This is a genomic window from Pseudomonas sp. B6002 (assembly GCF_013385985.1).
Classification (GTDB): Bacteria; Pseudomonadota; Gammaproteobacteria; order Pseudomonadales; family Pseudomonadaceae; genus Aquipseudomonas.
On sequence record NZ_JACAOY010000011.1, the window covers coordinates 155,213 to 171,038 of the forward strand.

13 protein-coding genes are annotated in these 15,826 nt (G+C 61.1%); 9 read left to right on the forward strand and 4 right to left on the reverse strand.

What is annotated here, in order from left to right; all coding sequences use genetic code 11:
* Positions 1–4: 4 nt before the first annotated feature.
* The 5 genes from HX792_RS16185 to HX792_RS16205 all read left to right on the forward strand — a co-directional run bounded on the left by HX792_RS16185 (position 5) and on the right by HX792_RS16205 (position 5,437).
* Positions 5–646 carry a YfgM family protein gene (locus HX792_RS16185; RefSeq protein WP_176997026.1) on the forward strand — a complete coding sequence of 214 codons (642 nt, stop codon included), beginning with the start codon at positions 5–7 and terminating at the stop codon, positions 644–646.
* Entirely contained in the window at positions 639–1,790 is a 1,152-nt protein-coding gene (gene bamB, locus HX792_RS16190; protein WP_176997027.1) for an outer membrane protein assembly factor BamB, read from the forward strand. The genes HX792_RS16185 and bamB overlap by 8 nt, the downstream gene beginning before the upstream one ends.
* Before the next feature lie 134 nt (positions 1,791–1,924).
* Positions 1,925–3,394: a ribosome biogenesis GTPase Der gene (der, locus tag HX792_RS16195; RefSeq protein ID WP_176997028.1), complete on the forward strand. Its 1,470-nt coding sequence runs from the start codon at positions 1,925–1,927 to the stop codon at positions 3,392–3,394.
* A gap of 115 nt (positions 3,395–3,509) precedes the next feature.
* On the forward strand, positions 3,510–4,658 hold the full coding sequence (locus HX792_RS16200) for a pyridoxal phosphate-dependent aminotransferase (protein WP_176997029.1): 1,149 nt from the start codon (positions 3,510–3,512) through the stop codon (positions 4,656–4,658).
* Positions 4,646–5,437, forward strand: a complete 792-nt coding sequence (locus HX792_RS16205) for an amidohydrolase (RefSeq protein ID WP_176997030.1) — start codon at positions 4,646–4,648, stop codon at positions 5,435–5,437. Before HX792_RS16200 ends, HX792_RS16205 begins: the two co-directional genes overlap by 13 nt.
* Positions 5,438–5,596: 159 nt before the next feature.
* Here HX792_RS16205 and leuA read toward each other — a convergent pair whose 3' ends face one another.
* The 4 genes from leuA to HX792_RS16225 all read right to left on the reverse strand — a co-directional run bounded on the left by leuA (position 5,597) and on the right by HX792_RS16225 (position 10,809).
* Entirely contained in the window at positions 5,597–7,276 is a 1,680-nt protein-coding gene (gene leuA / locus HX792_RS16210; protein ID WP_176997031.1) for a 2-isopropylmalate synthase, read from the reverse strand.
* A 427-nt stretch (positions 7,277–7,703) separates the two neighbouring features.
* Positions 7,704–8,525, reverse strand: a complete 822-nt coding sequence (locus tag HX792_RS16215; RefSeq protein ID WP_176997032.1) for a peptidoglycan DD-metalloendopeptidase family protein — start codon at positions 8,523–8,525, stop codon at positions 7,704–7,706.
* A 3-nt stretch (positions 8,526–8,528) separates the two neighbouring features.
* Positions 8,529–9,908 carry an exodeoxyribonuclease VII large subunit gene (xseA, locus tag HX792_RS16220; RefSeq protein ID WP_176997033.1) on the reverse strand — a complete coding sequence of 460 codons (1,380 nt, stop codon included), beginning with the start codon at positions 9,906–9,908 and terminating at the stop codon, positions 8,529–8,531.
* Between the two features lie 10 nt (positions 9,909–9,918).
* Positions 9,919–10,809 (reverse strand): LysR family transcriptional regulator, encoded by an 891-nt coding sequence (locus HX792_RS16225; protein ID WP_176997034.1) that lies wholly within the window; start codon positions 10,807–10,809, stop codon positions 9,919–9,921.
* Positions 10,810–10,907: 98 nt separating this feature from the next.
* Here HX792_RS16225 and HX792_RS16230 point away from each other — a divergent pair, with 98 nt between their 5' ends.
* The 4 genes from HX792_RS16230 to guaA all read left to right on the forward strand — a co-directional run bounded on the left by HX792_RS16230 (position 10,908) and on the right by guaA (position 15,709).
* A complete protein-coding gene (locus HX792_RS16230) occupies positions 10,908–11,675 on the forward strand; it encodes a sulfite exporter TauE/SafE family protein (RefSeq protein ID WP_176997035.1) in 768 nt (255 codons plus the stop codon).
* A gap of 135 nt (positions 11,676–11,810) precedes the next feature.
* Positions 11,811–12,359 carry a sugar ABC transporter ATPase gene (locus HX792_RS16235; protein ID WP_176997036.1) on the forward strand — a complete coding sequence of 183 codons (549 nt, stop codon included), beginning with the start codon at positions 11,811–11,813 and terminating at the stop codon, positions 12,357–12,359.
* A 221-nt stretch (positions 12,360–12,580) separates the two neighbouring features.
* Positions 12,581–14,050, forward strand: coding sequence for an IMP dehydrogenase (guaB, locus tag HX792_RS16240; RefSeq protein WP_176997037.1), 1,470 nt, complete (start codon positions 12,581–12,583; stop codon positions 14,048–14,050).
* 81 nt (positions 14,051–14,131) lie between these two features.
* Positions 14,132–15,709, forward strand: a complete 1,578-nt coding sequence (gene guaA / locus HX792_RS16245; protein WP_028617834.1) for a glutamine-hydrolyzing GMP synthase — start codon at positions 14,132–14,134, stop codon at positions 15,707–15,709.
* The last annotated feature ends 117 nt before the right edge of the window (positions 15,710–15,826 follow it).

The window sequence follows — 15,826 nt, forward strand, 5'->3', positions numbered from 1 at the left end:
TGGGGTGTCGAGTACTGATGATGAGCAACTGGCCGAGCTGAAGGACTGGTGGCAGCGTAACGGCAAGCCCCTGGTAACTGGCGGCCTGCTGGCTTTAGTGGTGGTGTTCGGCTGGCAAGCCTGGCACAAGTATCAGGCCAACCAGTCCCAAGGTGCCTCGATCCTCTATCAGCAATTGCTGGAAACCACGCTGACGCCGGACGGCAAGCCTGACCCTGCGCAAGTGGCAGACCTGGCGGGCAAGCTGAAAAGCGAATTCGGCGGTAGTACCTACGCCCAGTACGGCAGCCTGTTCGTCGCGAAGGTCGCGGTCGACACCGGCAAGCTGGATGACGCTGCGGCTGAGCTGAAAGCCATCGCCGACAAACCGACCAACCCGACCCTGGGTGAAATCGCACGTCAGCGCCTGGCCCAGGTATTGGCAGCACAGAACAAGGCTGACGAAGCACTCAAACTGCTCGACGGCGATGCTGACAAGGCATTCGTAGCCACTCGTGAAGAGCTCAAGGGCGACCTGCTGGTCCAACTGGGTCGTAACGACGAAGCCAATGCTGCGTACAAAAAAGCCAAGGCGGCGCTGTCTGATGAAGCGGCGGTCGGTGGCTTACAAATCAAGCTGGACGACTTGGCCAAAGGGGATGCGTGACGTGATCCGTTGGAAACATGCAGCATTGCTGGCTCTGGCCGTTTTGGCCGCGGGTTGCAGCAGCAACAGCAAAAAAGAACTGCCTCCTGCCGAGCTGACCAGCTTCAAGGAAGAAGTGATCCTGCAAAAGCAGTGGAGCCGCTCCGTTGGTGATGGTCAAGGTGACCTCTACAACCTGCTGCAGCCAGCGATCGATGGCGACAACATTGTCGCCACTGACTCCACTGGCGTAATCATCTCCATGGATCGCATGAACGGCGACGTGAAGTGGAAAAAAGACCTCGAACTGCCGGTTTCCGGTGGTGTGGGCGTCGGCTACGGCCTGGTGCTGGTGGGTACGCTCAAGGGTGATGTGATTGCCCTGGACTCCAGCAGCGGTGAAGAAAAATGGCGCGCTCGAGTGACCAGCGAAGTACTGGCTGCACCGGCTACCAACGGCGATGTCGTTGTGGTGCAAACCCAGGATGACCGCGTGATTGGCCTGGATGCCGCTACCGGCAACCAGCGCTGGTTGTACGACAGCACCCCTGCGGTCCTGACGTTGCGCGGCACCAGTGGTCCGATTGTGACTAATAATCTGGCCGTTGCAGGCCTGTCGACCGGTAAAGTGGTCGCCCTGGATACCCAGAACGGCGTGCCGGCCTGGGAAACCCGTGTGGCCATCCCTCAAGGTCGTTCCGAACTGGACCGCGTAGTGGACATCGACGGCGGCCTGCTGCTGTCGGGTGAAACGATCTACGTCGCGACCTACCAGGGCCGCGTGGCTGCGCTGGACCTGCAGAGCGGCCGCATCAACTGGCAGCGTGATGCTTCCAGCTATGCCGGTGTCGCCCAAGGGTTTGGCAGCGTCTATGTGAGCCTGGCGTCGGGCACCGTTGAAAGTGTCGACGAGCGTTCCACCACTGCGTTGTGGAGCAATGACTCCCTGGCTCGCCGTCAACTGTCGGCACCGGAAGTCTTCTCCAGCTACGTCGCCGTGGGTGACTTCGAAGGCTACCTGCATCTGCTGAGCCAGGTGGACGGTCGCTTTGTCGGTCGCGAGCGTATCGACAGCGACGGCCTGCGTGCTCGTCCGCTGGTCGTGGGTAACATGCTTTATGTGTTTGGCAACAGCGGCAAGCTGGAAGCGCTGACCATCAAGTAAGAACTATGCTTGGGGTAACACCCAGGCGGCCCCGCTTCGGCGGGGCATGCGGCATCTGACGATGCTGCCCCGAGCACCAGCCGCTGCCTTGCAGCGGCTTTTGTATTTTCTGAAATAACGAAGTGGAGAGCCGCATGGTTCCCGTAATCGCCCTGGTGGGCCGACCTAACGTCGGCAAGTCCACCTTGTTCAACCGCCTGACCAGGACTCGTGACGCCATCGTTGGCGACTTGTCCGGTCTGACCCGTGATCGCCAATACGGTGAGGCAAAGTGGCAAGGGCGCTCCTACATTATTGTCGACACCGGTGGTATCTCCGGTGACGAGCATGGCATGGACGAAAAGATGGCCGAGCAGTCGCTGCTGGCCATTGAAGAAGCCGATGTCGTGTTGTTCCTGGTGGACGCCCGCGCGGGCTACACCGCTGCTGACCAGATGATTGGCGAGCACCTGCGCAAGCGCAACAAGCGTTCCTACGTGGTCGCCAACAAGATCGACAACATCGATCCTGAACTGGCCCGCGCCGAATTCAGCCCGATGGGCCTGGGTGATGCGATCCCGATCGCCGGTGCCCACGGTCGCGGCATTACGCAGATGCTGGAAATTGCCCTGAGCAGTTTCCCGAAGGATGACGTCGAGGAAGAAGAGGGCGAAGAAGAAGTCGTTGCCGAAGGTGAGGAAGCCAAGCGCATTCCTGGCCCGAGCGAAAAAGACGGTATCAAGATCGCCATCATCGGCCGCCCCAACGTCGGCAAGTCCACGCTGGTCAACCGCATGCTCGGTGAAGACCGGGTTATTGTGTACGACCAACCTGGCACCACCCGCGACAGTATCTACATCCCGTTCGAACGTAACGACGAGAAGTACACGCTGATCGATACCGCCGGCGTGCGCAAGCGCGGCAAGATCCACGAGGAAGTTGAAAAGTTCTCCGTGGTGAAAACCCTGCAAGCGATCAAAGACGCCAACGTGGTGATCTTTGTGATGGACGCCCGCGAAGGTGTGGTGGATCACGACCTCAATCTGCTGGGCTTTGCCCTCGAAGCTGGTCGGGCGCTGGTGATCGCGATCAACAAGTGGGACGGCATGACGCCGAGCGAGCGCGACTTCGTCAAGATCGAGCTGCAACGCCGGCTGTTCTTCGTTGAGTTCGCCGACATCCACTTTATCTCGGCCCTGCACGGGACCGGCGTGGGCAACCTCTACGCATCCGTCCAGAACTCGTTCAAGTCCGCGGTCACGCGCTGGCCGACCAACCGTCTCACCCAGATCCTGGAAGACGCGGTGGGCGAGCACGCACCGCCGATGGTCAACAACCGCCGGATCAAACTGCGTTACGCCCACTTGGGTGGTGCCAACCCGCCGATTATCGTGATCCACGGTAACCAGATCGAGAAGGTGCCAAAGTCCTACGTGCGTTACCTGGAAAACACCTACCGTCGTGTCTTGAAGCTGGTCGGTACGCCGATCCGCATCGAGTTCAAAGGCGGTGACAACCCGTACGAAGGCAACAAGAACACGCTGACTGACCGCCAGGTGAACAAGAAGCGTCGTTTGATGACTCACCACAAGAAGGCCGACAAGAAGCGCCGCGACAAGCGCTGATTTCGACCTCGCAAAAAGGGCTCTTGATGAGCCCTTTTTTGTGCGCGAAGGTTTGTGCCTTGACCCCGTGCGGCCGGCAGCTTAAAACTTGGGGTTCACCTGCAGGGGCCTTTCGATGATCACCAGCAAGCTGCCGAACGTCGGCACGACCATTTTCACCACCATGTCGCAATTGGCCGCCGAAACCGGTGCGCTCAACCTGTCCCAGGGCTTCCCGGACTTCAATGGCCCCCAAGGCTTGCTCGATGCAGTTGGCAAGCATATCGCCCTCGGCCACAACCAATATGCACCCATGACCGGCCTGCCCATCTTGCGTCAGCAGGTGGCTGCCAAGATCGCCCGTAGCTATGGCGCCACGGTCAATGCCGACAGTGAAGTGACCATCACCCCGGGCGCGACCGAGGCGATCTTCTGCGCGATCCAGGCGGTGATTCGCAACGGTGATGAAGTCATCGTGTTTGACCCCAGCTACGACAGCTATGAACCGTCGGTCGAGCTGGCCGGTGGCCGCTGTGTGCATGTGCAACTGAGCCTCGATGGCTTCGCGCTGGACTTTGAGAAGATCAAGGCGGCGCTGTCACCGCGTACACGCATGATCATCCTCAACTCGCCGCACAACCCGACCGGCGCGCTGATCAGCCGTGCCGAGTTGGACCAGCTGGCCGATTTGATCCGTGACCGTGATATCTACCTGGTCAGCGATGAAGTCTACGAACACCTGGTCTTTGATGGCGTAGCCCACGTCAGCGTGCTGGCCCATGAAGAGCTGTACCAGCGGGCTTTCGTGGTCAGCTCGTTCGGCAAGACCTACCATGTCACGGGTTGGAAAACCGGTTATGTAGTCGCCCCACCGGCCCTCACGGCCGAGTTGCGCAAGGTGCACCAATACGTCAACTTCTGCGGCGTGACCCCGCTGCAATACGCGTTGGCCGACTTCATGGCCGAACACCCGGAACACGTCGAGGAACTGCCGGCGTTCTACCAGGCCAAGCGCGACCTGTTCTGCGACTTGCTGACGCCGTCGCGGTTCAGCTTTACCCGGGTGACCGGCACCTATTTCCAATTGGTCGATTACTCACAGATTCGCCCGGACCTGGATGACGTCGCCATGTCCTTGTGGATGACCCGCGAGCACGGCGTGGCGACCATCCCGGTCTCGGTGTTCTACCAGGACCCGCCCCAAGGCCAGCGCTTGGTGCGCCTGTGCTTTGCCAAACGCGAGGAGACGCTGCAGCAGGCAGCGAAAAAACTATGCGTGATCTGAATGCATTGCCCGACCTGAACATCGCCTTGATCCAGACCACCCTGGCCTGGCACGACCGCCAGGCCAACCTCGAACATTTCGAGGTGCTGCTGGAGCTGGCCAGGGGCGCTGACCTGATCGTGTTGCCGGAGATGTTCACCACCGGCTTCTCCATGGCCTCGGCAACCCTGGCCGAGCCGGAGCGCGGCCCGACCCACCATTGGCTCCAGGCCCAGGCTGCCAAGTACAACGCGGTGATCACCGGCAGCGTGATTATCCAGGCCGCCGACGGCAGCCACCGCAACCGCCTGTTGTGGGCACGGCCGGATGGCGAAGTGCTGCATTACGACAAGCGTCACCTGTTCCGCATGGCAGGGGAGCACGACCACTACACGCCGGGCGAGCGCCAAGTGCAGTTCGAATTGAAAGGCTGGCGCATTCGCCCGCTGATTTGCTACGACCTGCGCTTCCCGGTGTGGAGCCGCGACGCTCACGACACCGACCTGCTGCTGTACACCGCCAACTGGCCCGGTGCCCGGCGCCAGCACTGGAACCGCCTGTTGCCGGCGCGCGCCATCGAGAACCTGTGCTACGTGGCGGCGGTGAACCGGGTGGGTACCGACGGCAAGGGCTTTGCCTACACCGGCGACAGCCAGGTGCTGGACTTCCAGGGCGAGACGTTGCTGAGTGCGGGGGAGGCGGATGGGGTGTTTCAGGTGAGCCTGAGTGCTGCGGAACTGGCGGCGTATCGCACTAAATTCCCGGCGAACCTGGATGCTGATACTTTCCAGTTTGTCTGACTGACCGCAATCGCGGGCAAGCCCGCTCCCACATTTGGAATGCATTCCCCTGTGGGAGCGGGCTTGCCCGCGAAGAGACCATCAGCATCACCCAAGACCCCAAACAAAAAAAGGCCCCTGGATTCACACCCAGGGGCCTTTCGCATTTCAGCCGTCAGCTTACGCCGCCTTGGCTTCCTGCTGGCTCAGCGAGCGATTCAAAGCGCTGAACAGCGCCTTGAAGCTGGCAGTCGTGATGTTTTCATCAATACCTACACCATGCACCGGGCGTTCGCCGTTCACACGCAGTTCGATGTACGCCGCGGCCTTGGCGTTGGTACCCGCACCGATGGCGTGTTCGTTGTAGTCCATGATCTCCACGCCAATCGGCAAGCCGGCCACCAGTGCTTCCAGGGCGCCGTTGCCTTTGCCTTTCCAGTGCAGGTTGGTTTCGCCCTGGCCTTTGCCGGAAACTTCCACCTCGACAAAGCTGTTGCCGTTCTCTTCCTGCAGGCGATGGCTGACCAGCGCGTACGGGGTGTTGGCTTGCAGGTATTCACGCTGCAGCAAGGCGTAGATCTGCGGCGCCGTCATTTCCAGGCCCACACGGTCGGTTTCGGCCTGTACCACCTGGCTGAATTCGATCTGCATGCGGCGCGGCAAGCTGATGTCGTACTCCTGCTCCAGCAGGTAGGCGATGCCGCCCTTGCCCGACTGGCTGTTCACGCGGATCACCGCTTCGTAGCTGCGGCCGATGTCGGCCGGGTCGATCGGCAAGTACGGCACTTCCCACAGCGCGCCGTCTTTCTGCTGAGCGAAGCCCTTGCGAATCGCGTCCTGGTGGGAGCCAGAGAAGGCGGTGTGGACCAGGTCGCCGACATACGGGTGGCGTGGGTGAACCTGGATCTGGTTGCACTCTTCGACGACTTTACGCACGCCGTCAATGTCGGAGAAGTCCAGCTGCGGGTCCAGGCCCTGGGTGTACATGTTCAGTGCCACGGTGACGAGGTCGACGTTACCGGTACGCTCGCCGTTGCCGAACAGGCAACCTTCGACGCGGTCGGCGCCGGCCATCAGGCCCAGCTCGGTAGCGGCCACGCCAGTGCCACGGTCGTTGTGGGTGTGCAGGCTGATGATCACGCTGTCACGGCGGTTGATATGGCGACCAAACCACTCGATCTGGTCGGCATAGATGTTCGGCGTGGCGCATTCAACGGTGGCCGGCAGGTTGAGGATCACCTTGTGCTCAGGCGTCGGGTTCCATACCTCGATCACCGCGTCGCAGACTTCCTTGGCGAACTCCAGCTCGGTGGCGCTGAAGGTTTCCGGGGAGTATTCGAAGGTCCACTGGGTTTCTGGCTGTTGTGCTGCGTACTTGACGAACAGCTTGGCCGCGTTGACCGCAATGGCCTTGATACCGTCCTTGTCCTGGTTGAATACGATGCGGCGGAAGGACGGTGAGGTAGCGTTGTACAAGTGCACGATGGCCTTCTTGGCACCGCGCAGGGATTCGAACGTACGTGCGATCAAGTCTTCACGGCCCTGGGTCAGCACCTGGATGGTGGTGTCCTCGGGGATATGGTTGTCTTCGATCAGGGTGCGCACGAAGTCGAAGTCGGTTTGCGAAGCCGCCGGGAACGACGCTTCGATTTCTTTCACGCCCACCGCTACCAGGGTCTTCCAGAAACGCAGCTTTTTCGCCGCGTCCATCGGCTCGATCAGCGACTGGTTGCCATCACGCAGGTCGGAGCTGCACCAGATCGGCGCTTCGGTGATGGTTTTCGACGGCCAGGTACGGTCTGGGAGATCGATAGTCGGGAACGCGCGGTACTTCGAAGACGGGTCTTTGAGCATGCTCATCGGGAAATCCTTTGTAGTAGGGGCCGAGAAAAGGCGGCCTGCCGAGTAACTATTGTTTGGGATAAAACGTGGGACGAGGCAGATCGATTCAGCCTGGCAGTCGTGCGCTGACGAGGCACAGGCTGCGGTGCTGGCGGAGCTGAATGAGGGTGTGAGAGGTTTTCATAAGCCCAACCCTAACCGCCGAGGTGAAAGATGGCAAGCAGTCGAGAAAAATTGAGAGAAGTTCTGCTATCCCCGCCTTGTACGAGATTTTATTGCTGTTTTTTGTGAAGGGTTATGTTTTGTTTGCGCTGCATTTGTTGGCCGCGCAATAGGGGCGACAGGTCTGACGCCATCGCAGGCAAGCCAGCTCCCACAGTCGGGGGGTGTTCCCTTGTGGGAGCCGGGCTTGCCCGCGATGAGGCCAGTAGCCTCACCCTTCATATCAAGGCTGGAACGCGCCGATAAAGATCGCCGGGTCGACCCGTGCATCGTTGAGGCTGATGTTCCAGTGCATATGCGGCCCGGTGGCGCGACCCGTCGAGCCGACCTTGCCTACTACTGTGCCGCGGGCCAGTTGGTCGCCGACCTTCACGTCGATCTTGGACATGTGGCAGAACATGCTGATAAAGCCCTGCCCGTGGTCGACGAATACGGTGTTGCCATTGAAAAAGTAGTTGCCGGTCAGGATCACCTTGCCGGCTGCCGGGGTCTTGATTGGCGTACCGGCGCCGACCGCGAAGTCCAGGCCCGAGTGCGGGTTGCGCTCTTCGCCGTTGAAGAACCGGCGCACGCCAAACTTGCTCGACAGCGGCCCGTTGACCGGTTTATCCAGCAGCAGGTTGCTCGGTGTGTTCGGGCTGAAGCTGCGGTAGGCCTTGAGCTGCACCGCCAATTCACCCTCGATGCGCTTGAGCTGCGCCGGGTCCGGGTTCACCTGGCTTTTGTTCTTCAGGGTGATGTGCTGTTCGGGATACTTCTTGAAACCCACCACAAACGGCAGGTTCTGCGTGCCGCTGATAACGCGCTGGGTGCCGGGCTTGACGGTCAGCGGGATACCGACGATCGCCAGCCAGTTGTTCTGTTCCTTGACCACCAGCACGGGCCGGTTCAGGTACGTGGCCTTGGGGGCGGTCGCCGCCGTGCCCAGGTCGACCACCGCCACGCCACCGGGCACCGGCTTGTTCAGCAGGCGGGTGATGTAGCTGTCGGCGTGGGCATTGAAGGTCAGGCAAGCGAGCATCAACAAACCGAGAAAACGTGGCATCGATCAATCCAGTAACGAAAGGGTGACGGGTGTCAGGTGGTTGTCTTCCACCCGCACCTGCAATTGGCCTTCACCCAGGCGTGCAGTGAGACGCTGGCCGGTGTGGGTCTGCGCGGCATTGCGGATGGCCTGGCCACGCTCGTCCAGCAAGATGCTGTAGCCACGGCCCAGGGTCGCCAAGGGGCTGATCACGTGCAGCGTCTGCACCTGGCTTTGCAGCTGCAGGCGGCGCGCCTTGAGGCCTTCGCGCATGGCGCGGGGCAGGCGTTCGGCGAGGCTGTTAAGGCGCTGGCGCAGCAGGGCCAACTGGCGGCCCGGGTGTTGGCCGGCGAGGCGGGTTTCCAGGCGGATCAACCGCTCGCGGCGGGTATTGAGGCTGCGCTCGAACGCACGGCGCAGGCGCATGTCCAGGTCATCCAGACGCTGGGCCTGTTGGCGCAGGCGTTCGCCAGGGTGACGCAGGCGACGGGCCATGCCCTCCAGGCGCAGGCGGTCGTGGCTCAGGCGATTGCGCATCAGCATCACCAGGCGGCGGTGCAGGTTTTCGACCTGGCGCACCAGGTGGCTAGCGTCTGGCGCGAGCAGTTCAGCTGCGGCGGAAGGCGTAGGGGCGCGCACGTCGGCGACGAAGTCGCTGATGGACACATCGGTCTCATGCCCGACGGCGCTGACGATTGGTGTGACGCAGGCGTCCACCGCACGGGCCACGGCTTCTTCGTTGAAACACCAGAGGTCTTCCAGCGAACCGCCGCCACGGGCCAGGATCAGCGCATCGAAGCCCCGCGCATCCGCCAGTTTCAAGGCGCGCACAATCTGCGGGATCGCTTCGCGGCCTTGCACGGCGGTGGGGATCAGGGTCAGTTCAACGTTCGGTGCACGGCGGCGGAACACGCTGATGATGTCGCGGATGACCGCGCCGGTCGGCGAACTGATGATGCCGATGCGACGAGGGTGCGCCGGCAGTGGCACCTTGCGCTCGGCGCTGAACAGGCCCTCGGCGCTGAGTTTTTCCTTCAGCGCATCGAACGCCAGGCGCAGCGCGCCATCACCGGCCGGCTCCACGGTATCGAGGATCAGTTGGTAATCACCCCGGCCTTCGAACAGCGAGACCTTGCCCCGCACCTTCACCGCCAGGCCATCCTTCAACGCCTGGCGTACCCGCGCGGCGTTGTTGCGAAACAGTGCACAACGCACCTGCGCGCCGCTGTCCTTGAGGGTGAAATACACGTGGCCGGAGGCCGGGCGGGCGAGGTTGGAGATCTCGCCTTCGACCCAGATATTGGTGAACACGTCTTCCAGCAACACCCGCGCGCGGCCGTTGAGCTGGCTGACAGTCAGGACTTCGCGGTCCAGGCCCAGGCGGGCAAAAGGATCTTTAATCATGGGCGGCAGTTTATAGGCAATCGTGCAAGGTTTGACAGAACTGCTCTACCAGCGCACTGGGTGTCTGTGCGCATGCCAGGGCAACGGTGCTGAGGCACTCCGGGTCGGCCAGGGGCAAAAAGTGCACATTGGCCGGGGCGATGTCCTGCATGGATTTTGGTAACAAGGCAATTCCGAAGCCGGCCTGAATCAACTGCAGCTGCGTGGTCTTGCGCGACATGACCCGCGCTGCTTTGGGGAAAAATCCGGCGCGCATGCATAACTCGGCTGACAGGTAACTCAGGCCTCCGCGCTGGGGATGAGGGATCGAAATAAACGCCTCATCCTTGAGCTGCGCCAGTTCGACCGGTGTGTCGCTGTGCGCCAGCCGATGGTTGGGCGGCACTGCCAGCAGCAGTTGTTCGCTGTATAACGGCACGATCCGCACGCCTTCACGCTGGCGCAACACGGGCAGGCGCAACAGCCCGACTTCCAGGCGCCCGTCGGCGATTTCCTCCAGCTGCGCCTCGGAGGACAGTTTGACGATATCCATCGACACCCCCGGGCAGCGCTCCAGCCAGGTGCTGATGCCTTGCAACAACGGGCCGCTCATCGGCACTGTGCTGGAGTGGCTAAGGCGCAGCGTGCCCAGTTCGCCATTGCCCACTTGCGTTGCCATTTCGCTGGCCTTGAGCAACTCGCTCAGCAGGTTGCGTGCGCGGGGGTAAAAGGCCTCGCCCGCCGCGGTCAGCCGGGGTTGGCGTGCCGTGCGTTCGAACAGCGGGGTTTGCAGCTGGGTTTCCAGCTCCTTGATCTGCCGGCTCAGGGCCGATTGCGCCACGAACAGGCGTTCGGCGGCGGCACTGAAGCTGCCGCTGTCGGCGATTTCAACGAAGTAGCGCAGTTGGCGGGTTGAGATCACACGTCATGCCTTTTCGAGATGGGTGGAGGGCTTTGAAGATATTAGTCGCAACACTCGCCGATGGCTAAAGTGATCGCCACGTCGAATAAGGAATAGCCATGAGCCCGGTTGAGCTGATGAGTCAGTGGTCGTTTGGTGGTGTGGAGTGGCTGGTGATCGGCCTGGGCATCATCGTGGCGTATGTGGTGTTCGGCATTGCCGGCTTTGGCACGGCGCTGGTGGCGGGGCCGGTGCTGATCCTGTTCATGCCGTTGTCGAAGATCATCCCATTGCTGGTGCTGCTGGATTTTGTCGCGGCGTTCGGCAACCTGCTGCAATCACGGCGGGAGGTGAACAAGCCGGAATTGCTGCGCTTGCTGCCGTGCATGGCCATCGGTTGCACACTTGGCGTGGTGTTTTTGTTGAACCTGCATTCGGACCTGTTGCTGCTGTTGATGGGCCTGTTCATCAGTGCCTACGCACTCTATAGCCTGGCGGTGAAGGCTCGGCCGACACAACTGGCGGCCGGGTGGTCGATTCCCATGGGGACGGTGGGCGGCTTGTTTGGCGCGTTGTTCGGCAGTGGCGGCTTTTTATATGCGATCTACCTGAACAGCCGCCTGCCCAAGGACGCGGCGCGCGCCACGCAAAGCGCGTTGATCAGTTGCAGCACGGTGGTGCGCCTGAGCCTGTTCCTGATCGCTGGGGTGTATGCGGATTTGCCGCTGTTGATGTTGGCGCTGTGCCTGTTGCCGGCGATGGCAGTGGGGTTGTGGGTTGGGCGCAGGCTGACGATGCGTATGTCGCGGGAGGCGTTTGTGCGGTTGGTGACCTGGTTGGTGTTGGCCAGTGGCATTGCCTTGATAGGGCGGTACTTGAGTACTTGACCTGTGTGGGGTAGGGATTAAGCTGCCAGCCTTTAGGGCCCCTTCGCGGGCAAGCCCGCTCCCACATTGGAATGCGATCCCCTGTAGGAGCTGGCTTGCCAGCGATGGCGCCAGTGGCCACACCGCAGGACTCCCATGAATTCCCAAAGCATCCTTGTCCCGAAAATCTCCACCTTGCCCGTCCACGAACCCCGCGCCCGGGCGATCGTGCGTTGGCTGGTGCGCAAGAACATCATCAAGGAAGAACTGACCACCTGCGGCCGCACCGGAAACCGCATGGGCTACGCCCTGGCCGACGGCGCCCGCGCCGTGGTGCTGCACCCCCAGGCGCTGCCGTTCAACGAGCCGATCAATGGCCTGGAGATCATCTACAAGCGCTGCATCTATACCCCGGCCAAAGGCTTTCTTGAAGAAGCCGGCTGCCCGGAGTGCCGCAAGGAAGTCGGCGAGGCCCTGTTCGAAAGCCTGGAAGAGTGGATGCCCGGCTACACCGACAACTTCACCTGCCCGTTGTGCGGGCATGAAGATGACATCAACGGCTTCCTGTTCCTGCAGGAATGCGGCTTCTCCAACCTGGGCTTCATCTTCAACAATTGGGCTGAAGCGGGCTTCAAGCAAAGTTTTATCGACGAATTTGCCGACTGGCTGGACCAGAAGATGAGCTGGGTCAAAGTCGAGCTCTAATCTTCTGCCACCCAACCCTGTAGGAGCCCGGCTTGCCGGCGATGGCGTCCTCTGGTTTGGCACAAGGCTCAAGGGCCTCATCGCCGGCAAGCCGGCTCCTACAAGGCGCTGTTTTTCTCCATCTATCAGTATTACCAAGTTTGTCAGAGTTTTACATTGAGCCGGGCAGGGTGCATGTATATAATGGCGCGCTTCCATTTTCCCGCTCGGGAGCCCCCGCGATGCTGCGTATCAGCCAAGAAGCTCTGACATTCGACGACATTCTCCTAGTGCCCGGTTATTCCGAGGTGCTTCCTAACGAAGTCAGTCTCAAGACCCGCCTAACCCGTGGCATCGAGCTGAATATTCCCCTTGTTTCTGCTGCCATGGACACCGTCACTGAAGCCCGTCTGGCCATCGCCATGGCTCAGGAAGGCGGCATCGGCATCATCCACAAGAACATGACCATCGAGCAGCAAGCTGCCGAAGTGCGCAAGGTCAAGCGTTACGAAGCCGGTGTGGTGAAAGATCCAATCACCATCGAGGCCGACGCCACCGTGCGTGACCTGTTCGACCTGACCCGCCTGCACAACATCTCCGGTGTTCCTGTGCTGCACGATGGCGACCTGGTCGGCATCGTCACTTCCCGTGACGTGCGTTTCGAAAACCGTCTTGAAGTTACCGTCCGTGAAGTGATGACGCCGAAAGAGCGCCTGGTCACTGTCAAGGAAGGCGCCGACAAGAACGATGTGCGCGAGCTGCTGCACAAGCACCGTATCGAACGCGTGCTGATCGTTGACGACAAATTCGCCCTCAAGGGCATGATGACCGTCAACGACATCGAAAAAGCCAAGGCTTACCCGCTGGCCAGCAAGGATGACCAAGGTCGTCTGCGCGTTGGTGCAGCAGTCGGTACCGGCAAAGACACCGGTGACCGCGTTTCGGCCCTGGTGGCTGCGGGTGTTGACGTGGTGGTGGTCGACACCGCCCACGGTCACTCCAAAGGTGTGATCGACCGCGTGCGTTGGGTCAAAGAGAATTTCCCTGAAGTGCAAGTGATCGGCGGCAACATCGCCACCGGCGCTGCTGCCAAGGCCCTGGCCGAGGCGGGCGCGGATGCGGTCAAGGTCGGTATCGGCCCTGGCTCGATCTGCACCACGCGTATCGTTGCGGGTGTGGGCGTGCCGCAAATCAGCGCTATCGCCAACGTCGCCGCTGCCCTTGAAGGCACGGGCGTACCGTTGATCGCCGACGGCGGCATCCGTTTCTCCGGTGACCTGTCCAAGGCCATCGTGGCCGGTGCTTCCTGCGTGATGATGGGTTCGATGTTCGCCGGTACCGAAGAAGCGCCGGGCGAGATCGAACTGTTCCAGGGCCGTTCGTACAAGGCTTACCGTGGCATGGGTTCGCTGGGCGCCATGTCCCAGGCTCAAGGTTCTTCCGACCGCTACTTCCAGGACTCTTCGGCAGGCGCCGAGAAGCTCGTACCGGAAGGCATCGAAGGCCGTGTTCCTTACAAGGGCACCCTGAGCGCCATCATCCACCAGCTGATGGGCGGCCTGCGTTCCTCGATGGGCTACACCGGTAGCGCCAACATCGAAGAAATGCGCACCAAGCCAGAGTTCGTGCGGATCACCGGCGCCGGCATGGCTGAATCCCATGTCCACGACGTGCAGATCACCAAGGAAGCGCCAAACTACCGCGTAGGTTGAGGCTTCCAGCAAAACGTTAAGTAACCGGGGCTGTTCTTTCAGCCCCGAGTTGTTTCTGATTCATTAGACGAGACTGACTTCATGGCCCTCGACATTCACGCCCACCGCATCCTGATCCTCGACTTCGGTTCCCAGTACACCCAGCTGATCGCCCGCCGCGTGCGTGAAATCGGCGTGTACTGCGAACTGCATCCGTTCGACATGGACGACGAAGCGATCCGCGAATTCGCACCCAAAGGCGTCATCCTCGCCGGTGGCCCAGAGTCCGTGCACGAAGCCAACAGCCCGCGTTGCCCGCAAGCCGTATTCGACCTGGGCGTGCCTGTCTTCGGTATCTGCTACGGCATGCAGACCATGGCCGAGCAACTGGGTGGCAAGGTTGAAGGTTCCGAGCTGCGTGAATTCGGTTATGCCCGTGTGGACGTGGTCGGCAAGAGCCGCCTGCTGGACGGCATCGAAGACCACGTCGACGCCGACGGCCTGTTCGGCCTCGACGTGTGGATGAGCCACGGTGACAAAGTCACCAAGATGCCGGAAGACTTCCACATCCTGGCCAGCACCCCGAGCTGCCCGATCGCCGGCATGTTCAGCGACGAGCGTCGTTACTACGGCGTGCAGTTCCACCCGGAAGTGACCCACACCAAGCAAGGCGGCCGCATCCTGTCGCGCTTCATCCTCGACATCTGCGAGTGTGAAGCCCTGTGGACCCCGTCGAAGATCGCCGAAGACGCCATCGCCCAAGTCCGTGCGCAGGTCGGTACCGACAACGTGCTGCTGGGCCTGTCCGGTGGTGTTGACTCCTCCGTGGTTGCTGCGTTGCTGCACAAGGCCATCGGCGACCAACTGACCTGCGTCTTCGTCGACAACGGCCTGCTGCGCCTGCACGAAGGTGAGCAAGTGATGGCCATGTTCGCCGAAAACATGGGCGTCAAGGTGATCCGCGCCAACGCCGAAGATCAGTTCCTGAACAACCTGGCCGGCGAGTCCGACCCGGAGAAGAAGCGCAAGATCATCGGCCGCACCTTCATCGACGTATTCGATGCTCAGTCCAACAAACTGGACAACATCAAGTTCCTCGCCCAGGGCACCATCTACCCCGACGTGATCGAGTCGGCCGGCGCCAAGAGCGGCAAGGCCCACGTGATCAAGTCCCACCACAACGTGGGTGGCCTGCCGGAGGAAATGAACCTCAAGCTGGTAGAACCGCTGCGCGAACTGTTCAAGGACGAAGTCCGCCGTCTGGGCCTGGAACTGGGCCTGCCGTACGACATGGTCTACCGCCACCCATTCCCGGGCCCGGGCCTGGGCGTGCGCATCCTGGGTGAAGTGAAGAAGGAATACGCCGACCTGTTGCGTCGCGCCGACCATATCTTCATCGAAGAACTGCGCAAAGCCGACTGGTACCACAAAGTCAGCCAGGCGTTCGTGGTGTTCCAGCCAGTGAAGTCCGTTGGCGTTGTCGGCGATGGCCGTCGTTACGCGTGGGTCGTGGCCCTGCGTGCCGTAGAAACCATCGACTTCATGACCGCCCGTTGGGCGCACCTGCCATACGAATTGCTGGAAACCGTCAGCGGCCGGATCATCAATGAAATCGAAGGCATCTCGCGCGTGACGTATGACGTGTCGAGCAAGCCGCCGGCGACGATTGAGTGGGAGTGATCCTGCGCTAGCAGGTGAGTGCTGAATAACAAAACCCCGGCCATGCGCCGGGGTTTTGTATATCTGGAATACGATAAATCAAACGCCTCGATTCTCTGTAGATACCGTCTTGACCCT